Raw genomic sequence first — 20,918 nt, 5'->3', positions numbered from 1 at the left:
CAGCAGCTATAAATTTATGAGTAAACGAACAAGAGGTGCGTTGTGCGCCGTCTGGCTTGAATCACCCGCGGCGCGGCTTGCGCGCCTTGCTCTTGCTCGACTTGCCCGCAACCGCCTTCTTGACGGAGGCCTTCAGCGACTGAATCGGTGAACGCGCTGCCCGCTCGCGCGAGAGCCCGGCTTGCTCGGTCGCTGACGGGATTGCACCCTTGTCAGACTTTCGCCCGCCCGAGCGGCCGCCGGTCTTTCGGGCAGCACCGCCGGTGCCCTCGGTGCCTACGCCCTTGTCCTTGAGCGCGCGGCCCAGCAGCTCTTCGCCCTCGCGCACCAAGCGGAAGTCGATCTTGCGGCCGTCCAGATCGACGCGGCTCACCTGCACCCGAACGCGGGCACCGATGGCATAACGGATGCCGGTGCGCTCACCGCGCAGTTCCTGGCGCGCTTCGTCGAACTTGAAGTATTCGCCACCGAGCTCGGTGATGTGCACCAGGCCTTCAACATACATGGCATCGAGCGTGACGAAGATGCCGAAGCTGGTTGCTGCGCTCACTACCCCGCTGTATTCCTCGCCCAGGTGCTCGCGCATGTACTTGCACTTGAGCCAGGCTTCCACGTCGCGGCTGGCTTCGTCGGCGCGACGCTCGTTGGCACTGCAGTGCAGGCCGGCGGCCTCCCAGGCCTGCGTGTCGCGGCTGGGCGGTGCCACATCCTTGCGGGGCTTGGTGCCGGGCGCCGCCACGCGGGCAGCCAGCCGCTTGGCCAGTTTGGCATGGGCTTCACCGGGTATGGGCAAGGTCGGCAACGCGTACTTCGTCTTGCTCAGAATGGCCTTGATGACGCGGTGCACCAGCAGGTCGGGGTAGCGCCGGATCGGGCTGGTGAAATGCGTGTAGGCATCGAACGCCAGGCCAAAGTGCCCACTGTTGACGGGCGTGTAGATGGCCTGCTGCATGGACCTCAGCAGCATGGTGTGGATCTGCTGCGCGTCGGGCCGCTCTTTGGTCGCCGTGGCAATCGCCTGGAAGTCGCCCGGCTTCGGGTCGTCGCCAATCGTCATGCCCACGGCCATGGCCTTGAGATAGTTGCGCAGGATCTCCTGCTTCTCGGGGGTGGGGCCTTCGTGCACGCGGAACAGGCCCGGCTGGCCACCCTGCGCGATGAAGTCGGCACTGCACACGTTGGCGGCCAGCATGGCTTCCTCGATGAGCTTGTGCGCATCGTTGCGCGTGCGGGGCACAATCTTTTCGATGCGGCCGTTTTCGTCGCAGACGATCTGCGTCTCGGTGGTTTCAAAATCTACCGCGCCGCGCGCCTGGCGTGCGATGAGCAGCGCGCGGTACGCGTCGTGCAGGTTGAGCAGGTCCTTGACCCGGTCCTTGCGCTTGCTGGCCTCGGGGCCGCGCGTGTTGGCAAGGATCGCCGCCACCTCGGTGTAGGTGAAGCGTGCGTGGCTGAACATCACGGCCGGGTAGAACTGGTACGCGTGCACCTCGCCCTTGGCAGTGACCAGCATGTCGCAGACCATGCACAGGCGCTCCACCTCGGGGTTCAGAGAACAAAGCCCGTTGCTGAGCTTCTCGGGCAGCATGGGGATCACGCGGCGCGGAAAATACACGCTGGTGGCGCGGTCGTAGGCATCGATGTCGATGGCGCTGCCCGTTTCCACATAGTGGCTCACATCGGCAATCGCCACCAGCAGGCGCCAGCCCTTGCTGCGGCCGACCTTGGCGGGCTCACAGTACACGGCATCGTCGAAGTCGCGGGCGTCTTCGCCGTCGATGGTGACCAGGGGCACGTCGGTCAGATCCACGCGACGCTTCTTGTCCTGTGCGCGCACCTTGTCGGGCAGCTCCTTGGCCTGCGCCAGGCACTCGGCAGAGAACTCGTGCGGCACACCGTACTTGCGCACGGCGATTTCGATCTCCATGCCGGGGTCATCGACCTCGCCCAGCACTTCGGTGATACGCCCCACAGGCTGGCCAAACAAGGCCGGCGGCTCGGTCAGCTCGACTACAACGACCTGCCCAGGTTTCGCGGCGCCCGTAGCACCCTTGGGGATCAGTACATCCTGACCGTAGCGCTTGTCTTCGGGGGCCACGAGCCAGACGCCGCTTTCCTGCAGCAGCCGGCCGATGATGGGCTGGGGCGGACGCTCAATGATTTCAACGACGCGCCCCTCGGGGCGGCCACGGCGGTCCTGGCGGACGATGCGCACGCGCACACGGTCCTTGTGCAGGACTGCGCGCATTTCGTTCGGGGGGATATAGATGTCGCCTTCGCCATCGTCACGGATGACAAAACCGTGTCCATCACGGTGCCCTTGCACGCTGCCTTCAATCTCGTCCGACAAATGCGCGGACTGCGCGCCGGGGGTGGTTTTTTTGTTATACAATCTTAGTCTTTCCTGAAATGCCCAGGTGGCGGAATTGGTAGACGCACTAGTTTCAGGTACTAGCGAGTAACATCGTGGAGGTTCGAGTCCTCTCCTGGGCACCAAGTTTAACGAGAACCTGAGAAGGTTTTCAAAATATCAAAGCCGCTGCTAACACAGCGGCTTTTTTGTTGTGCGTGCCCAAGAAAATCCGCTCCCGAATCTGGCGTCTACGTGACAGATGCGGGCAGGAACTCAACCCAAAGCTCCGCTGACCGCGTTGCAACCGCCCCTGAGCCGCACCAACCACTTGCCCTTCGATTGATGCACGGTGCCTACCACGGGCCCTCGCCCTTCTCCACCGGCCTTTTCAGCATATTCTTTGGAAGTTGGTCAGCGCTGCGAATTATTTGTTCTATAATTCGAGGCTGATCTGAAAGCCCAGGTGGCGGAATTGGTAGACGCACTAGTTTCAGGTACTAGCGAGTAACATCGTGGAGGTTCGAGTCCTCTCCTGGGCACCAAATACACAAAAAGCCGTTGCAACTGCAACGGCTTTTTTGCTTTCTGACCTCCAAAAAAACGAGACCGCCAGAGCGATCTCGTTTTCGTTTTGGGTGCAGTGTTACGGGCATACGCATTGCAGGGCGCGTACCCCGACTCGTGAGTTACTTGCGCAACAGCGTCTTCAGAACATTCTGTAAACGGCGTGCGTTGGCGCCATCGCTGGCACTGCCCAGAACCCGTGCAACATCCTGACCCCAGGTCTGCGCCGGGGCAGGGTCATTGCGGCGCGTCAGCAATTGCAGCTGCAGCATGCGCCGCGCAGCAATGTGTTCTGCGGGTGTCGGCGCTTCAGCGGCAATTTCCAGGCGCAGCAGGGCTTCGCCAGCCTCTCCCTTGGGTGGGGCCGCCAGCGCTTGCGTCCAGGCACTGCGCACCGATGCACTCACACCAGCGCCCAGATCGTGTGAGCCCGGCACAAGCGCTGCGTCGCGCTTCTCCCAAGCCGTCAACAGCTGGGTCAGGGCTTCGCCATGGGCCTGCGCCGCCAGCTTCTTCAAAGCCAGCTGTGCGTGTTCCATGGCTTCGCGCTGGGCGCGGAACGCAGTGTCACCCAGACGGGGGCCCCGGTCTTCAAAGGCCGGGCGGTCACCGAAGCGGCCACCCCGGTCACCGCGGTCCGCCATGCGGCCATCACCGCGCGGGCCACGGCCGCCGTCGCGGTCACCCGCACGACCCTCGCGACGGTCGCCAGGGCGAGCACCACGGCCAGGGGCTACAGGCGCGTCCTTCTTCATGCCGGGGCGGTCATCACCGCGCACGGCCACCACAGGCCGGACTGGAGGCTTGGGCGCTGCGGGCGCCGGGGCTGCAGCTTCGGCGGTTTCACTGCCGGTGGTTGTTCCATCCGATGCGCTGGAACTTGCTTCTGCAGCAACGGCGGGGGAGCCCGCCTGCGCCTCCGATTGCGCCTGGGCATCCTTGTGCGCTGTGGCCACAGCTTCTGCAGCCTGGGCCTGGCCGCGCAGTGCCGCTTCCAGCGCCTGCATGGCTGCACGGATCCGCTGCGCGTCGCCGCTGGCATTGGCAGCCTCCAGGGCCTTGGAAGCCTCCAGCACCACGCGGTCGCGCGCACTCAACTCGGTCACTGCGCGCTCGCGGTCTGCCGACTTGCGGTTAAAGGCTTCATCAATGGGCTTGCGGAATGCATCCCACAGCTTTTGTTCATGCTTGCGGTCCAAGGGCACTGTTTGCGCCTCGGCTTGCCAGCGTTGCTGCAGCGCCTTGACGGCATCAATACGCAAGCTGGGCGCAGCACCGAGGGCCATGGCCTCATCGATCATGGCATGGCGGCGGGCCAGGCTTTCCTTCTGTGCAGCTTCGAGCGGAGCCGCCGCCAGGGCGATAGCCTGCTTCCACAGCGGTTGCAATTCCGCGAAAAGCTTCTCGCCCACGTGGCCGCCTTCGCGCCAACGATCCCCAAACTGGTGGAGGGCGCGGTTGATCGCCTTCCAGTCGCCAGAGTTTGCGTGTTCCTGGGCCCACGCCTTGACCTCTTCGATCAGCGCCAGCCGTTGCGCCTTGTGCTCAGCGGCCTCGGTGCGGATCTTGTCGAGCCAGGCTTCGACCACCTTGTGCGCTGCATTGCAGGCTTCGTCAAACTTCTTCCACAGGCCATGGTTGGGAGCCCCCCCCTGATCGGCCTGCTTCCACTGCTCGCGCAGGCTGCGCAGGGTTTCCTGCATCTTGCGGCCACCCAGAGCCTGACCTTCGGGTCGATTCAGGAGGGCTTCTGCCTTGGCCACCAGGTCTTCGCGCACCTGATCTGCACTCCAGCGCTGCCAGCCTTCAAGTTCCCCGGCTGCCACGAGGGCCGTGTGCACCTGTTGCTCGAGGGCACCGTCGATATGCTTGCCATGCACCTTGAGCACGGCGCGCAGCGCAGCTGCCGCCCCGGCGCTCGCCTTGCCATGGCCCTCGGCAGTTTCCTTTTCGAGGACTGCCAGCGCATCGCGCACGCTCTGCACCGCCTTCTCAACCACTTCGGGTGCAGCTTTGGGCTTTGCCACGCGCGCAGGCTTGGCGGCTGAAGCAGCCTCCGTGGGCAATCCACGCGCGACTCGCAATTCGTCGGCCCACACGGGGACCGGGGGGAGAGGTGCATTCACGTCTTCCGACGCAGCAACTGCCTGGGCAATCGCAGGCTGGAAGGCATCCCACACCACCAGCAATTGGGTACGAGATGCGTCCAGCAGCGGCGGAAAACGCGCTTCGACGCTGTTCCAGCTGGCGTCACCCGTCAACTCCAGCGCCTGCTCCTGCCAACGGGCGACATCCACGCGCAGCAGTTCCAGCGCCGCTTGTGCATCCCGCCAGGATTTCGTGGACAGCACCTCGATGCGCTGGGCCAGCAACACTGCCGCCTCGCGCTGCACTTGCACGCGGTGCTGCAGATCCTCGATCACCTTGATGCGGTCGGCAACCTGAACCTTGAGCAGCGACAGGGGCTCGCGCGAGAGCGGCGCCCCGGCTTTGGCGGCATCACGTTGCCAGGCCAACGCATCGGCAATGTTGAGTTTGGGGGCTGCGAGCAGCGCTTGTGCTTTCTCTGCCCACTCTGCGGCAATGGCTTCCTGGCCCTTCGCGCGGCGGATTTCGTCAAGGCGCTCGCGCACAGCACGTGCAGCGCCTTTGTCCCGCCCACTCAATTCCTTGAACACCTCTTGCAACTGCTCAGTGGGAGGCTGGCTGGCAAGCCAGTCGCGAATGCGGGAGGACCGCTCACCGGACGTGGCAGCCGAAAAAGCGCCGCCGGTCAAAGCATCCAGCGGATGCGGCTCATGGGGTTTGGCCGGGGCCGGATTCACTTCAGGTGCGTCGGACATTTTGTTGCGGGAAAAAAATGGAAACATGGATCCAATGGATAACAGAGGTGCCCCGGCGTACCGCCTCGGGGCGCGCCCTGGCGACCGCGCCATGCGCGCACCAGAACTACAAGGAAGCTATTTTCACCGGGTTTGGCAAACAGTCCGCATCGAGGCGGTACGCCCACCCGTGAGGGTGATCTGGCACAAAGCTTTGCCAGACTGACTGACATGGTGCATCCCCTGGAGCGCCGCACTCAAACTCATGCGACAAGGCGTCTGCCCCAAGGCACGGCCTCCATTATCTATATATGCAAGCGCAACCCAAGTCCACCGACGGCAACACTTGATGGTGCAAAGAAGAAAGCCCGGCGGACAGGGCCTCAAGGCCTGCCCGCCGGGCTTGACGGCTGACACAACGGTCTTTGCCATCGATCGCAATGCGGAGATGAAAGTCCACATGGCGCGGAGGCAAGGTATTGCCTCCAAGGGTTGCCTTGAAAGCCGCATCTGCTGCACCTGGGCACTGAATGCCTCCGGAGGGAGAGTTGGCTTTGTCTGGCGATGCCTGTTATCTACAGGCAGCGCAACCTTACCAAACCCGCAGCTTCAACTCAAACCGGATTCTCAATGGCACCCAAACCCGCGATTGAAAATGCCATTCAGGTAGGCCAGCCATTCACCCAGAGGTACAGGCAAAGGTCAGCCAAATACCCAAAAAACTGTGGTTTTTCACATATTTTTCATAACTTTAATGTCTGAAAATGTACTTTTTTAGTATTGACTAAGCATTTAGTGAACTTCTAGAATCCGCCAGCCCCAAACCGGGCTAGTAAAAACCCCAATCTCGCTGCCGACCCCGGCTAAGTCAAGGCAGGCCCCAAGCACACCCCAGACGTGCGGCCTCCGTTGATGGCGTACCAATCCAGGCGATATCCGCACCGGGCCAGTCCCTCCAAGGACTGGATCCAACACTGCGGCGCCTCAGAAAGGAAGAGCTATGACAGCGTCAGGAAAATTGGTCTCCGGCGTACGGACCTTCGTGGCCGACGTGACCGAAGGTTTTCTTGAAATCACCCACAACAGCTTTGCCCTCATCGGCCTGGCCGTTGCATTCGTCGTGATCACCCTCACGGCCCGCCCGGACCTGCGCCAGGCGGGCGAAGCGCAACTGATAAACTGGTTACAGGCCCGGCAGGTTGAAGTGCTGGGCATGCCCGTCGAGCCCGAGGCCAGCGAGCGCGCAACCGCGGCCAACCCCCGCGACCTTCCCAAAGAGCAGGCGGCTGTCGCCTTCTGGCTCAGCAAGAAGTACCGCGTGGCGCCCGAACCGCTGAGCGTGCTGGTGGCCGAGGCCTACGACATCGGCGCGCGCGCCAAGATTGATCCCACTCTGATCCTTGCCATCATGGCGATCGAGTCGAGCTTCAACCCGTTTGCCCAAAGCTCCGTGGGCGCGCAAGGCCTGATGCAGGTGATGACCAAAGTGCATACCGACAAGTATGAAAACTTCGGCGGCCACTTTGCCGCCTTCGACCCGGTCACCAACCTGCGTGTGGGTGTGAAGGTGCTGCAGGAATGCATTGCACGGGCCGGGTCGGTAGAGGGTGGACTGCGCTACTACGTCGGCGCAGCAAATCTGCCGGATGATGGTGGCTATGCGGCCAAGGTGATGGCCGAGCACTTCCGGCTGCGCCAGGTGGCCGGAGGCCGGTCGTCGATGCCCACATCGCCACCGCCGACTTTGTCGACCCAGGCGCCTGCGCAGGTCATCCCCGTGGTGGCGCCACCTGCGCCGGCCCCGGCCAGCAATGACAAGGTCGCCCTGCTCTCGGGCCTTTGAGCCGGTCAGGTGGCCTTGCGGCGCGCACTCTTTCTGCGGTGTGACGGCCGTGACGGCCCTCAGCTACACTAGCGGGGTACGCGACTGGCGATAGGCGCGACCCCCGCAACGGGTGTCGCCGCTGACGTGGAAACCAGCAAGAGCCTGCCTCTTGTGAACCACTGGGGAGCGTGCCGCAAAGGTCTTTATCTGCGCGTTCAGCCGTTCGCCTGGGCAGCCCTTGTTTCAAGGGACACAAGTTCATAGGACTGCCAACCATGTACGACCGCAAAATTCTTGTCGAACAAACCGACCCCGAACTCTTTGCCGCCATCCAGGCTGAAAACGCCCGGCAAGAACACCACATCGAGCTGATCGCCAGCGAGAACTACGCCTCTCCCGCCGTGATGTGGGCGCAGGGCACGCAACTGACCAACAAATACGCCGAAGGCTACCCCGGCAAACGCTACTACGGTGGCTGCGAGCATGTGGACGTGGCCGAGCAGCTGGCCATCAACCGCGTCAAGCAGATCTTTGGCGCCGAAGCCGCCAACGTGCAGCCGCACTGCGGCGCCTCTGCCAACGAGGCCGTGTTTCTGGCCTTCCTGAAGCCTGGCGACACCATCATGGGCATGAGCCTGGCCGAAGGTGGTCACCTGACGCACGGCATGCCGCTGAACCTGTCGGGCAAGTGGTTCAACGTGGTCTCCTACGGCCTCGACGCCAACGAAGCCATCGACTACGACGCGATGGAAAAAAAGGCCCACGAAACCAGGCCCAAGCTCATCATCGCCGGTGCCTCGGCCTACAGCCTGCACATCGACTTTGAGCGCTTTGCCAAGGTGGCCAAGGATGTTGGCGCGATCTTCATGGTGGACATGGCCCACTACGCCGGCCTGATTGCCGCTGGCGTGTACCCCAACCCTGTGCCCCATGCCGACGTGGTCACATCCACTACGCACAAGAGCCTGCGCGGCCCGCGCGGCGGCATCATCCTGATGAAGGCCCAACATGAGAAGGCCATCAACAGTGCCATCTTCCCCGGCCTGCAAGGCGGCCCGCTGATGCACGTCATCGCGGCCAAGGCCGTGGCCTTCAAGGAAGCGCTGCAGCCCGAGTTCAAGACCTACCAGGAACAGGTGGCCAAGAACGCCAAGGTGGTGGCCGAGACGCTGACCGCACGCGGCCTGCGCATCGTGAGCGGCGGAACGCAAAGCCACGTGATGCTGGTCGATCTGCGCGCCAAGGGCATTACCGGCAAGGAAGCCGAGGCCGTGCTGGGCGCTGCCCACATGACCATCAACAAGAACGCGATCCCCAACGACCCTGAAAAGCCGATGGTGACCAGCGGCGTGCGCATTGGCACCCCCGCCATGACCACGCGCGGCTTCAAGGAAGAAGAAGCCCGCATCACGGCCAACCTGATCGCGGACGTGCTGGACAACCCGCGCGACGAAGCCAACATCGCCGCGGTGCGTGCCAAGGTCAACGCACTGACCGCCCGCTTCCCCGTCTACGGCTAAATCCACCGCCGAAAACCATGAAGTGCCCCTTCTGCAGCAACCTCGAAACGCAAGTCGTTGAAACGCGGGTGTCTGAGGATGGGGTCTTCATTCGCCGCCGCCGCCAGTGCGGCGCGTGCGACAAGCGCTTTACCACCTACGAGCGGCCGGAGGTGAACTTCCCGGCCATCGTCAAAAAGGACGGGCGCCGCATTGAATACGACCGGGGCAAGCTGCTCGCTTCGTTCAATCTGGCGCTGCGCAAGCGTCCCGTCAGCACCGACCAGATCGACAGCGCCATCGAGCGTATCGAGGAAAAACTGCTCAATCTGGGCCAGCGCGAAGTGGTCTCCAGCCGCATTGGCGAGCTGGTGATGCGGGAGCTCAAGAAGCTCGACAAGGTGGCCTACATCCGCTTTGCCAGCGTGTACCGAAGCTTTGAAGACATCGACGACTTCCGCGCCATGGTCGATGAAGTGCGCAAATAACCGACACATCGTCGCGTATGCACCTGAAGCGTGCGGCTTGATAGGTTGAAGGTGTTTTTGGCCTCTAGCGCTTGACCAGTAAGCGCCTTCAGCTATTGATTGCATAGCAAATCGCAGAATATCGTATAGCGGATGCCAACACGGGTGGGGCCGGCTGTCACCTGTGCAACACCCACAGCAACTCCTTAATTGATAGCTACCAGCGCTTGATGGATAAGCGCTAACGGCATTTTTCATCCAAAATTTGGTGTGCAACGCGCCAGCGCATGAACCGCCCGTGCCCCACAATGCGCCCGGTGAAAACCCGCCACTTCCTGCAGCTGGTGCTGCTGTCTGCCCTGTGGGGCGCCTCGTTTCTCTTTATCCGCATTGCCAGCCCTGTGCTCGGGCCGAACGTGATGGCTGCGCTGCGCATTGGCCTGGCCACGGTCACCCTGATCGGCATCATGCGTTTCGCCAACGAAGCCTGGCCCTGGCGCCACTGGCGCGAGCTGGTCGGATTGGGCACGCTGACCGTGGCCCTGCCCTTTCTGCTGTATGCCTGGGCGGCCTTGCACCTGCCCGCAGGCTACAGCTCATTGCTCAACACCATGGCCGTGCCCTTCGGCGTGATTGCCGCCGCCTGGATGAAGGAGGACTCGCTGAGCACGCGCAAGTGGCTGGGCTGCATCTGCGGCTTTGCGGGGGTTGCGCTGATTGTGCAACTGGGGCCGGTGGAGCCCACACCGGCCTTGCTCTGGGCCGCCGCTGCGTGCGTGGCGGCGTCCGCGTGCTACGGGATTTCGACGACCTGGATGAAGCGTGCCACCAAGCGCATGTCTCCGCTGTCGATCGCTGCGGGCATCCACGCCGCTGCACTGGTATTGCTGATCCCGGGCGCGGGCTGGAGCCTGCCGCAGGCCCAGTTCACGCCCGGTGCCCTGGCAGCGGTGGCGGTGATGGGTATCGTGACCTCGGGCCTGGCGTACTGGCTCAACCTGCGGGTGCTGACCCATGTGTCCCCGGTGGCGGCAATGAGCTCCGCCTTCATGATTCCGCTGTTTGGCGTGGCCTGGGGCCACATCTTTCTGGGCGAGGCCCTCGGGCCCGCCATGGTGTGGGGCGGCACCCTGGTGCTGGTGGCCACGGGCCTGGTCACGGGGTTCAACCCGCTGCGGTGGCTTGTTGCGCTGCGCTCGCGCCGGAGTTAGCCGCCCGGCCAGTCAAAGAAACGACGCCTGGATGGGCGGCACGGGGGAGGCCACGTCGCCACACTGCGCACGGTGACGCAGGGCGTGGTCCATCACCACCAGCGCGAGCAGCGCCTCGGCAATGGGCGCTGCGCGAATGCCCACGCAGGGGTCGTGGCGGCCCTTGGTGATGACTTCGGTGCTGTTGCCGTGCACGTCAATCGACTCGCGCGGGCTGATGATGGAGCTGGTGGGCTTGATGGCGATGCTCACCTCCAGGTCCTGCCCGGTGCTGATGCCACCCAGCACACCGCCGGCGTTGTTGGTGCGAAAGCCCTGGGGCGTCATCGAATCGCCGTGCATGGTGCCCCGGTGGGCCACGCTGGCAAAGCCTGCACCAATCTCCACGCCCTTGACAGCGTTCAGGCCCATCATGGCGTGGGCGATATCAGCGTCGAGCTTGTCATACAGCGGCTCGCCCAAGCCCACCGGCACGCCCGTGGCCTGCACACGGATGCGGGCGCCGCACGAGTCACCGGCCTTGCGCAGGGCGTCCATGTAGTCCTCGTACTGCTGCACGTCGGCCACCGGGGCAAAGAAGGGGTTGGCGCGTACGTGATCCCAGCTCTCGAACGGGATGGGCAACTCGCCCAGCTGCGTCATGCAGGCGCGGAACTGGGCGCCATACTGTTGTGCCAGCCACTTCTTGGCCACTGCACCGGCGGCCACCGTGGGCGCCGTCTGGCGGGCCGACGAGCGGCCGCCACCGCGCGGGTCGCGGATGCCGTATTTGTGCCAGTAGGTGTAGTCCGCGTGGCCGGGGCGAAAACTCTCGGCGATATTGCTGTAGTCCTTGCTGCGCTGGTCGGTGTTGCGGATCAGCAGGGCAATGGGGGTACCGGTGGTCTTGCCTTCGTATACGCCAGAGAGGATCTCTACCGCATCGGGCTCGTTGCGCTGCGTGACGTGGCGGCTGGTGCCGGGGCGGCGCCGGTCGAGGTCGGCCTGGATGTCGGCCTCGGTGAGCGGCATGCCAGGCGGACAGCCGTCAATCACGCAGCCAATGGCCGGGCCGTGGGATTCACCAAAGTTGGTGACTGCGAATAGGGTGCCGATGGTGTTGCCGCTCATGGGGCGGGATTATCCCAGAGCCATGACGGCCCCGGCGCACCATGAAGCCTGGTGGCGCTCCCCACCCTGACGCGGACCCGCGGGCACCACCAGTGGGGCCAGTTCCTGCTTGGCATCGCACTGCGCGCTTGCTAGCATGCGGCATCCACCTTCGGGACACCATGCCCTCCTTCGCGCCACCCAGACAGGGCTCTCCATTGCCGATCCACCCTCCCCAGCCCGCTCCACTGGCAGACGCGCAACTTCGGCGTGCCCTTGACGCCAGCGACAACGCCATCGTGCTGACCAACAGCGCCAAACGCGTGGTGTACGTGAACGAAGGCTTCACGCGCATGTTTGGCTACGGGCCCGATGAAGTACTGGGCAGGCGTCTGAACGAGGTGCTCCTGGGGCCCCATTCCGACAGGGACCTGATCGACAGCATCCGGGCGAACGTGGAAGCGCACGGGCATCTCCATGGCGACACGCTCCTGTATGGAAAGTCCGGGCAACCACGCTGGGCCTCGTTGGTCATCAACCCTGCCGGTGACGACGCGGACGGCCCGGGCGGCAGCATCTCGATCCTGACCGACATCACGCTCACCAAGATGCATGAGGTGCTGCAGACGCGGGTGCTGGAAGGCATGGTAAAGGAACTGCCGCTGCCCGAGCTGATGGCGCTGGTCTGCCGCGAGGTCGAACGCATAGCCCCCGAGGTCACCGCCACCATCCTCGCGGTCGATGCACAGGGCCTGCTGAGGCCACTGGCGGCCCCTGGGCTGCCAGCCGCCATCAGCCGGGCCCTGGATGGTGTGCCGATGGGGCCCAGGGCGGGTTCGTGCGGCACGGCTGCATTTCGCAATGAGCCCGTGGTGGTGACCGACATTGCCTCCGACCCACTGTGGGACGACTACCGCGCCCTGTTTGTCGACAGCGGGATGCGCGCCTGCTGGTCCAGCCCCATCCGCGACCACCGGGGGCAGCCGATCGGCACGTTTGCGTTTTACTACCGCGAACCGCGCATGCCCGATGCCCTGCACCGGCGGCTTGTGGACGTGTGCCTGCACCTGTGTGCGGTGGCGATTGAGCGCGACAGCACGCACCAGCGCATCCACCAGCTGGCGTTTTTTGACGTACTGACCGGTCTGCCCAACCGCGCCCTGTTTCGCAGCAGTGCGCAGCGTGCCCTGGTCGAGCTTCACCGCGAAGGTCGGCCGGGCGCGTTGCTGTTCCTGGACCTGGACCGGTTCAAGCAGGTGAACGAAATGCAAGGTCACGCGGCTGGCGATGCGCTGCTCTGCGAAGTGGCCAAGCGCCTCACACAGGGCCTGCGCGCCCGCGACCTGATCGCCCGCCTGTCGAGCGACGAGTTTGTGCTGCTGCTGTCCGAATGCAGCACCGAGCAGGCGGTGCAACGCGCACATCGGGTGCTGCATGCCATCGCCCAGCCGCTGAACATTCTGGGACAGACCCATGTGCCGCACGCAAGCATCGGCATCGCCATGTTTCCGAGCGATGGCGACACCATTGACACCCTGCTGCGCCATGCAGACCAGGCCATGCACCAGGCCAAGAGCGACCACCGCCACAGCCTGCAGCTGTTCAGCGCCGAGATGAACCGCCGCGCGCAGGAGCGCGCCGCGCTGGAGCGTGCACTGCAGCAGGCGCTGTCCGACCGCAGCCTCACGCTGCACTACCAGCCGCAGGTCCTCAGCAGCGCCCCCGGCACCTTGCACGGTGTGGAGGCCCTGGCGCGCTGGAACCACCCGCAGTGGGGCATGGTGCCGCCGTCACAGTTCATCCCCGTGGCCGAAGACGCCGGGCTGATTCATGAGCTCACCCTGTGGCTGCTGGACGAAGCCAGCCGCCAGCTGGCGGCCTGGCGCGCTGCGGGCCACGATGTACCGTGCGTGGCCGTCAACCTCTCGGGCCGCAGCTTTCACCGGCCGGAGTTTGCGCAGCAGATTGGCGATGCGCTGCAACGCCATGGCCTGCGTGCCAGCGACGTGCTGCTGGAGATCACCGAAAGCGTGATGATGGATGCACGGCCCGTCACGCTGCAGAACATCGAGGCCCTGCACCACCAGGGCTTCAAGCTGTCGCTGGATGACTTCGGCACCGGCTATTCCAGCCTGAGCTATCTGCACCGCCTGCCCATCAGCGAGCTCAAGCTCGACATGGCTTTTGTGCAGGACCTCACCACCAGCGCCACGGCGCGCGCCCTCACGGTGTCGGTGCTGAGCATTGCGCACAGCCTGGGCATGGTGGTGGTGGCCGAGGGGGTGGAGACCACCGGTCAGCAGCAGTGGTTGCAGGCCCACGGCTGCCCGGTAATGCAGGGCTACCTGTTCGGCAAGCCGCTACCACCCGATGAGATCGAGGCCTGGCTCTGCGCCCAGGCGCCTCGCCCCTATCGCTGACCTGGCTAGAGGCACATCTGTGCAGTCAAGCCGGGGCGTGGGCTTCACGCCCTGCCCAAAAACAACCTCAGGTACGGGGTTCTTCTTCCGGCCAGTCGCGGATATAGGCCTTGAGCATCTTGTTCTCGAAGTTCTGGCTGTCCACCACGGCCTTGGCCACGTCATAGAAGCTGATCACGCCCATCAGCATGCGGCGGTCCATCACGGGCATGTAGCGCGCGTGGCGGTCCAGCATCATGCGGCGCACTTCGTCCATGTCGGTTTCGAGCGTGCAGGTCAGGGGTGCATCGTCCATGGCGGTGCGCACCAGCATCGTGCCCACGCCGCCCCCGTTTTTGACCAAGGCCTGGATCACCTCGCGAAACGTGAGCATGCCCACCAGGTCGCCATGCTCCATCACCACCAGCGAGCCAATGTCGCGCTCGGCCATCAGGCTCACGGCACCTGCCAGCGGCTCGTCCGGCGATGCGGTGTACAGGGTGTTGCCTTTGACGCGAAGGATGTCGCTGACTTTCATGGTGCGGAGTCTCCGGGGGATCGGGAAGAATCGGAAAGAGTGTGTGTGGGCCCGCAGAGACCAGCAAATCCATTGGGGTTGCCCAGGGGCTGCAGGCGGTTTGTCGGCAAATATAGCCCACAATGCCCGCCTGCATTGACAACATGGGAGACATACAGATGCCCGGTTACTCCGACCCCGGCTTTGACACGCTGGCGCTGCACGCAGGCGCAAGCCCCGACCCCGCCACCGGCGCGCGCGCCACGCCCATCCACCTGACCACTTCGTTCGTCTTCGAATCGAGCGACCACGCAGCGTCGCTCTTCAATCTGGAGCGCGGCGGCCATGTGTACAGCCGCATCAGCAACCCCACCAATGCGGTGCTGGAACAACGCGTGGCAGCACTGGAAGGTGGCGTAGGCGCGATTGCCACCGCCAGCGGCCAGGCCGCGCTGCACCTGGCGATTGCCACGCTGATGGGCGCAGGCAGCCACATCGTCGCCAGCACGGCGCTGTATGGCGGGTCGCAGAACCTTCTGCACTACACGCTGTCGCGTTTCGGCATCGAGACCACGTTTGTGAAGCCCGGCGACATCGAGGGCTGGCGCGCTGCCGTGCGGCCCAACACCAAGCTGTTCTTTGGCGAGACTGTGGGCAACCCTGGCCTGGATGTGCTGGACATCCCCACCGTGAGTGCTATCGCGCATGAGGCCGGTGTGCCGCTGCTGGTGGACTCCACCCTGACCTCGCCCTGGCTCATCAAGCCCTTCGAGCATGGCGCCGACCTGGTCTATCACTCGGCCACCAAGTTCCTCTCGGGGCACGGCACGGTGGTGGGCGGCATCGTGGTGGATGGCGGCAGCTTTGACTGGGACGGCCCGAAGTCGGCCGGCAAATTTGCCGAGCTGACGCAGCCCTACGACGGCTTTCACAACATGGTGTTTACCGAAGAAAGCACCGTGGGCGCTTTTTTGCTGCGCGCGCGGCGCGAGGGCCTGCGCGACTTTGGCGCCTGCATGAGCCCGCACACCGCCTGGCTCATCCTGCAAGGCATCGAGACCCTGCCGCTGCGCATGGCGCAGCACATGCGCAACACCGAGAAGGTGGTGGAGTTTCTGGCAGCGCAGCCCTTTGTGTCACGCGTGGGCCACCCGTTGCTGGAGTCTCACCCCAGCCATGCCTTGGCGCAAAAGCTGCTGCCGCGCGGCGCTGGGTCGGTGTTCAGCTTCGACCTCAAGGGCAACCGCGAGCAGGGCAAGAAGTTCATCGAAACCCTCAAGGTCTTCAGCCACCTGGCCAACGTGGGCGACTGCCGCAGCCTGGTGATCCACCCGGCCAGCACCACGCATTTCCGCATGAGCGACGAAGCGCTGGCGGGCGCAGGCATCAGCCAGGGCACGATCCGCCTGTCGATCGGCCTCGAAGATGCCGACGACCTCATTGACGACCTGAAACGCGCGCTCAAAGCCGCAGAAAAGGCAGGGGCCTGACCATGCACATCCAAGTCAACGGCGCCGCCATCTACTGCTACACCGGCGGCAAGGCATTTGATGCCGCCAAACCGACCGTGGTGTTCATCCACGGCGTGCTCAACGACCACAGCGTGTGGGCCCTGCAAAGCCGCTACATGGCCAACCACGGCTGGAACGTGCTGGCCATCGACCTGCCGGGCCACTGCCGCAGTGGTGGCGATGCGCCCGCCACGGTGGAGCAAGGCGCGGACTTTATCGGCGCTCTCCTGGATGCTGCGGGCGTGCAGCGCGCAGCGCTGGTGGGCCACAGCTGGGGTTCACTCATTGCCATGGAGGCGGCCGCGCGGCTCAAGGACCGCATCAGCCACCTGGTGCTGGTGGGCACGGCGTTCCCGATGAAGGTGTCGCCCGCACTCATCGAAGCGTCACAGACCGACCCCGAGAAGGCGATGCGCATGGTCAACGTGTTCTCGCGCAGCACCCTGTCTGCGCCGCCGTCGGCCCTGGGCCCGGGCACCTGGGTGTTTGGCGCGGGCATGGCGCTGGGGCGCAAGGTGCTGCGCAGCAATACGGCGGTCAACGTGTTCCACCGGGGGTTTGTGGCCTGTGACAGCTACGCCGGCGGCGAAGCGGCCATGGCGCAACTGACCTGCCCCGTGCTGTTTGCGCTGGGCAGCCAGGACCAGATGACGGCGCCCAAGGCCGCACAGGGTCTCGTCAAGGCCGCTCAGGCTGCTGGCAAGCAGGTGCAGATTGCCCACCTGCCCGTGGGCCACAACCAGATGACCGAGGCGCCAGAGGAAACACTCGCCGCCATCCGGGACTTCCTGGCGCGCTGACTCCCCGGCACGCTGGCAGACCCGCCGGGGCTTTCCAAACCTATTCAAGGTGGCAGACCCGTTGGCGACAGCGCACCCGCACTGCCCCGCTGGTGCGCGCCGGGGTCACGGCGTATAACGCGGGCAGAGCCCCAACGCCGCCCGGAGACAACGCCATGACCACGCAGACTGCCACGCCGCAACCCGCGCCCAGCACGGACCCTCGGGCCTTCAAAAGCTTCGCGGACTTCTACCCGTTCTACCTGAGCGAGCACGGCAACCGCACGTGCCGCCGCCTGCACTTTGTGGGCTCCACGCTCACCCTGGTCTGCCTGGCCATGCTGGTGGCCACGGGCAAGCCGCAGTACCTGCTGTATGGCCTGCTCTGCGGCTATGGCTTTGCGTGGGTGGGGCACTTCGGCTTTGAGAAGAACAAGCCCGCCAGCTTCAAGCGCCCGCTGTACAGCTTCATGGGCGACTGGGTGATGTACAAGGACATCTGGACGGGGAAGGTGCGGCTGTAGCACGTTCAGGCACAAAACGGGCTCCAGCGCTTTGCAGATAAGCGCCACAAGCTATACATTTAATAGCAATCAAAATTCCGTATCGGCCCCAGATGCCGGCACCACGGCGCTCGGCGGCACGACGAACGCAGGGCTCACCCCGGCTGCAGCACGTCGGCCAGGTGCAGGGCCTCCAGCCGTGCATGGGTCCACAAGGGCGTCAGGCTGTCCACCCGCTGCAGCAGCAGTTTCTGCAGCAACGGGGCCAGCAAGGTGGTGTCGGGGTCGGCCAGCAGCACATAGCGGGACTCCGGCACATCAGTAGCGTTGGCGGCCGCATCGTTGACCTGGCCTACCCAGTCCAGGCCCGTCAGCGCATCCAGCACTGGCCCCAGTTGCAGCACGTCCACGCGCAAGAGCTGCGCAAGCTGCGTGGGGCGCAGGCCTTTGATGCTGTGACGCCGGGCGCGGTGCAGCTCCTGCAGCACCTCCACCGCAAGCTGAAACGTCCAGCCCGCCACCGTGCCGCGCCGCGCCACCCCGGCCAGCAGGCTGGGCAGATACGCCGTCACCACCGCCCCCAGCAGCACGATCACCCAGGCCACGTAGATCCACACCAGCAGGATGGGCAAGGTGGCAAAGGCACCATAGACGACGGAATAGGTGGGCACCTTGCCCAGGTAGAGCGCCAGCACCTTCTTGGCCAGCTCGATGCCCACCGCCACAAAGAATCCCCCTGTCCACGCATGGCGCCATTTCACGGGCGTATTGGGCACATAGTGGTACAGCGACGCCATCCCGCCCGCCAGCAACACAAACTGGATCGAGTCGAACAGCAGCTGCACGCCATCCGGCAGCCGCTTGACGAGCCCGCCGGACGCGGACATCACATACGAGGTGACTGCGAGGCTTGCGCCCATCAGCAGCGGCCCCAGGGTGATGGCGGCCCAGTAGATCAGCACCCGCTGCCCCAGAGGGCGCAAACGCGGCACACGCCAGATGTCGTTGAGCGTTCGGTCAATGGTCAGGATCAGGGCCAGCGCAGTGGCCAGCAGGATGCTGAATCCCGCCACCCCCAGACTGCTGGCCTTGGCCGCAAATTGCGTGAGGTAACCCAGCACCTGGCGCGAGATGCTGTCGGGCACCAGGCTGCTCACCAGCCAGCCCTGCAGCGCATCCTGCAGCTTGCTGAAGATGGGGAATGCGGTGAACACTGCCAGCGCCACCGTGAAGAACGGCACCAGCGCGAGCACGGTGGTGAACGTGAGGCTGCTGGCCGTGAGCCCCAGGTGGTCCTCACGAAACCTCTCGCGCAAAGTCTGGGCGGTGGTTTTCCAGGGGAAGTGCGACAGCTCGGCCAGCAGCAGCTCCAGGCGCTGGGCCACTGCCTGTAAGGACAAGGACATGGCCGATATGATGCCACCCCAATGACCCCATCCCCTCAAGCCCCTTCCCCTGCGCTCTCCGTGCCCGACAACGGCGTTGCCGCTACCCGCTGGACGGCCACCGCAAGCCTGCTGGGCCTCATTGTTTTGTGTCTGGCCTGGGAGCTGGTGCTGGCGCCGCTGCGCCCCGGGGGCTCGTGGCTCGCTCTCAAGGCGCTGCCGCTGTGCATTCCCCTGGCCGGCATCCTCAAGAACCGCATGTACACCTACCGCTGGGTCAGCCTGGTGATCTGGCTGTATTTCACCGAGGGGGTGGTGCGCGGCTGGAGTGACCAGCCGCCGTCGCAGTGGCTGGCCTGGGTCGAAATAGCACTGTGCCTGGTGCTGTTCACCGCCTGCACGCTGCATGTGCGCCTGCGCCAGCGCAACGCCCGGGCAGCGGCCGCCGCCGCCCAACCCTGACCCCGGCCACCCCCTGTTTGATGGAAGTCCCCAGCCCATGACCACCTTGCTCGACACCCTGCGCACCATCGTTGGCACCACCCATGTGATCACCGAAGGCGACCTCTCTGCCTGGGAGCAGGACTGGCGCCGCCGTGTGCGCGGCAAGGCACTGGCCGTGGTGCGCCCCGCCAGCACACAAGAGGTGGCCGCCGTGGTCAAGGCCTGCGCCACAGCAGGCGCCGCCATCGTTCCGCAAGGCGGCAACACCGGCCTGGCCGTGGGCTCCACGCCCGATGACAGCGGCACGCAGATTGTGCTGAGCCTCACGCGCATGAACGCCGTGCGCAGCGTGGACACCGACAACCTCACCATGACGGTGGAGGCCGGCTGCATCCTGCAGAACCTGCAGGACGTGGCGCAGAACGCGGGCGTGCTGTTCCCCCTGAGCCTCGCGGCGGAAGGCAGCTGCACCATTGGCGGCAACCTGGGCACCAACGCGGGCGGCACACAGGTGGTGCGCTACGGCAATGCGCGCGACCTGTGCCTGGGCCTCGAAGTGGTCACAGCCCAGGGCGAGGTGTGGGATGGCCTGAAGGGCCTGCGCAAGGACAACACCGGCTACGACCTGCGCGACCTGTTCATCGGCAGCGAAGGCACGCTGGGCATCATCACCGCCGCGACGATGAAGCTCTACCCCCAGCCTGCCGCACGCCTCACCGCCTGGGCCGCCGTGCCATCCATGGAACACGCGGTGGCGCTGCTGGGCCTGGCGCACAAGCAGCTGGGCGCGGGCCTCACGGGCTTTGAAGTGATGGGCCAGTTTGCGCTGAGCCTGGTGGGCAAACACATGCCGCAGCTGCGTGTGCCCTTCCTGGGCGACGACAACGCGCCCTGGTGCGTGCTGCTCGAAAACTCCGACAGCGAATCCGAGGAACACGCGCGTGCAAGGTTTGAGTCACTGCTGGAGACGGCGTTTGAAATGGGCTGCGTGACCGATGCCGTGGTGGCCGAGAACCTCACCCAGGCGCACCAGCTGTGGCACATCCGCGAGAGCATTCCGCTCGCCCAGGCCGAAGAGGGCCTGAACATCAAGCACGACATCTCGGTGCAGATCTCGCGCATCCCCGCCTTCGTGGCCCACACCGACGCAGTGCTGCAGCGCGAGATCCCCGGCGTGCGCCTGGTCAACTTTGGCCACCTGGGCGATGGCAACCTGCACTACAACGTGCAGGCACCGGCCGATGGCGATGCCAAGGCCTTCCTGCGCGAGCATGAACAGCACGTGCACCATCTGGTGTACGAAGCCGTGGCGGAGTTTGGCGGCTCGTTCTCGGCCGAGCACGGCATTGGCGAGCTCAAGGCCGACAAGCTCGCCAAGTACCAGTCACCTGTGGCGCTATCGATGATGCGCGCCATCAAGCAGGCACTGGACCCGCAGGGCATCATGAACCCCGGGCGGGTGCTGCAACTGCCTGGCTAAGCGGTGAAGCAGCGGCGCCAACGGTTGCCTACCACTATCAGAACAATAGCTGCAAGCGCTTTACCATCAA

General features: G+C 64.6%; 15 protein-coding genes, 2 tRNA genes and 1 riboswitch. Of the genes, 12 read left to right on the top strand and 5 right to left on the bottom strand.

Features of this window, described 5'->3' with window-relative positions; genetic code table 11:
- Positions 1–61: 61 nt before the first annotated feature.
- Positions 62–2,392 carry a ribonuclease R gene (rnr, locus tag KYG_RS19790; protein ID WP_008906703.1) on the bottom strand — a complete coding sequence of 777 codons (2,331 nt, stop codon included), beginning with the start codon at positions 2,390–2,392 and terminating at the stop codon, positions 62–64.
- A gap of 19 nt (positions 2,393–2,411) precedes the next feature.
- On the opposite strand from rnr, the gene KYG_RS19785 reads away from it, so the two are divergent.
- Both KYG_RS19785 and KYG_RS19780 read left to right on the top strand, forming a co-directional pair.
- Positions 2,412–2,496: transfer RNA gene (locus KYG_RS19785), tRNA-Leu, on the top strand.
- A 314-nt stretch (positions 2,497–2,810) separates the two neighbouring features.
- A tRNA-Leu gene (locus tag KYG_RS19780) sits at positions 2,811–2,895 on the top strand.
- Positions 2,896–3,039: 144 nt separating this feature from the next.
- On the opposite strand, the gene KYG_RS19775 is transcribed toward KYG_RS19780, so the two are convergent.
- A complete protein-coding gene (locus KYG_RS19775; protein ID WP_008906702.1) occupies positions 3,040–5,787 on the bottom strand; it encodes a DUF349 domain-containing protein in 2,748 nt (915 codons plus the stop codon).
- A gap of 952 nt (positions 5,788–6,739) precedes the next feature.
- On the opposite strand from KYG_RS19775, the gene KYG_RS19770 reads away from it, so the two are divergent.
- From KYG_RS19770 to KYG_RS19755, 4 genes are all read left to right on the top strand, one after another.
- Positions 6,740–7,582 carry a lytic transglycosylase domain-containing protein gene (locus KYG_RS19770; RefSeq protein ID WP_008906701.1) on the top strand — a complete coding sequence of 281 codons (843 nt, stop codon included), beginning with the start codon at positions 6,740–6,742 and terminating at the stop codon, positions 7,580–7,582.
- 70 nt (positions 7,583–7,652) lie between these two features.
- Positions 7,653–7,804: riboswitch (ZMP/ZTP riboswitch) on the top strand.
- A gap of 35 nt (positions 7,805–7,839) precedes the next feature.
- Positions 7,840–9,084 (top strand): serine hydroxymethyltransferase, encoded by a 1,245-nt coding sequence (glyA, locus tag KYG_RS19765; RefSeq protein ID WP_008906700.1) that lies wholly within the window; start codon positions 7,840–7,842, stop codon positions 9,082–9,084.
- 17 nt (positions 9,085–9,101) lie between these two features.
- Positions 9,102–9,551 (top strand): transcriptional regulator NrdR, encoded by a 450-nt coding sequence (gene nrdR / locus KYG_RS19760; RefSeq protein WP_008906699.1) that lies wholly within the window; start codon positions 9,102–9,104, stop codon positions 9,549–9,551.
- Between the two features lie 287 nt (positions 9,552–9,838).
- Positions 9,839–10,741: a DMT family transporter gene (locus KYG_RS19755; protein WP_008906698.1), complete on the top strand. Its 903-nt coding sequence runs from the start codon at positions 9,839–9,841 to the stop codon at positions 10,739–10,741.
- A gap of 12 nt (positions 10,742–10,753) precedes the next feature.
- Here KYG_RS19755 and aroC read toward each other — a convergent pair whose 3' ends face one another.
- Positions 10,754–11,851 (bottom strand): chorismate synthase, encoded by a 1,098-nt coding sequence (gene aroC, locus KYG_RS19750; RefSeq protein ID WP_008906697.1) that lies wholly within the window; start codon positions 11,849–11,851, stop codon positions 10,754–10,756.
- A gap of 197 nt (positions 11,852–12,048) precedes the next feature.
- Here aroC and KYG_RS19745 point away from each other — a divergent pair, with 197 nt between their 5' ends.
- Complete coding sequence (locus tag KYG_RS19745; RefSeq protein WP_008906696.1) at positions 12,049–14,250, top strand: EAL domain-containing protein; 2,202 nt, start codon at positions 12,049–12,051, stop codon at positions 14,248–14,250.
- A gap of 67 nt (positions 14,251–14,317) precedes the next feature.
- On the opposite strand, the gene KYG_RS19740 is transcribed toward KYG_RS19745, so the two are convergent.
- On the bottom strand, positions 14,318–14,767 hold the full coding sequence (locus tag KYG_RS19740; RefSeq protein WP_008906695.1) for a CBS domain-containing protein: 450 nt from the start codon (positions 14,765–14,767) through the stop codon (positions 14,318–14,320).
- A 158-nt stretch (positions 14,768–14,925) separates the two neighbouring features.
- Here KYG_RS19740 and KYG_RS19735 point away from each other — a divergent pair, with 158 nt between their 5' ends.
- The 3 genes from KYG_RS19735 (at position 14,926) to KYG_RS19725 (ending at position 17,560) form a co-directional block, all read left to right on the top strand.
- Entirely contained in the window at positions 14,926–16,236 is a 1,311-nt protein-coding gene (locus tag KYG_RS19735) for an O-acetylhomoserine aminocarboxypropyltransferase (RefSeq protein ID WP_008906694.1), read from the top strand.
- A gap of 2 nt (positions 16,237–16,238) precedes the next feature.
- Positions 16,239–17,057, top strand: a complete 819-nt coding sequence (locus KYG_RS19730) for an alpha/beta fold hydrolase (RefSeq protein WP_008906693.1) — start codon at positions 16,239–16,241, stop codon at positions 17,055–17,057.
- Positions 17,058–17,212: 155 nt separating this feature from the next.
- The gene (locus tag KYG_RS19725) at positions 17,213–17,560 is read left to right on the top strand and encodes an Mpo1-like protein (protein ID WP_008906692.1); all 348 of its coding nucleotides are present in this window, start codon (positions 17,213–17,215) and stop codon (positions 17,558–17,560) included.
- A 134-nt stretch (positions 17,561–17,694) separates the two neighbouring features.
- On the opposite strand, the gene KYG_RS19720 is transcribed toward KYG_RS19725, so the two are convergent.
- Positions 17,695–18,945 (bottom strand): YhjD/YihY/BrkB family envelope integrity protein, encoded by a 1,251-nt coding sequence (locus KYG_RS19720; protein WP_008906691.1) that lies wholly within the window; start codon positions 18,943–18,945, stop codon positions 17,695–17,697.
- Positions 18,946–18,966: 21 nt separating this feature from the next.
- On the opposite strand from KYG_RS19720, the gene KYG_RS19715 reads away from it, so the two are divergent.
- Together KYG_RS19715 and KYG_RS19710 are read left to right on the top strand one after the other, a co-directional pair.
- Positions 18,967–19,386, top strand: a complete 420-nt coding sequence (locus tag KYG_RS19715) for a DUF2069 domain-containing protein (RefSeq protein WP_034695513.1) — start codon at positions 18,967–18,969, stop codon at positions 19,384–19,386.
- A 37-nt stretch (positions 19,387–19,423) separates the two neighbouring features.
- The gene (locus KYG_RS19710) at positions 19,424–20,848 is read left to right on the top strand and encodes an FAD-binding oxidoreductase (RefSeq protein WP_008906689.1); all 1,425 of its coding nucleotides are present in this window, start codon (positions 19,424–19,426) and stop codon (positions 20,846–20,848) included.
- Positions 20,849–20,918 lie beyond the last annotated feature (70 nt).

This window comes from Acidovorax sp. NO-1 (genome assembly GCF_000238595.1).
Lineage (GTDB): Bacteria > Pseudomonadota > Gammaproteobacteria > Burkholderiales > Burkholderiaceae_C > Acidovorax.
This window is presented reverse-complemented; position numbering and strand designations above follow the sequence as displayed.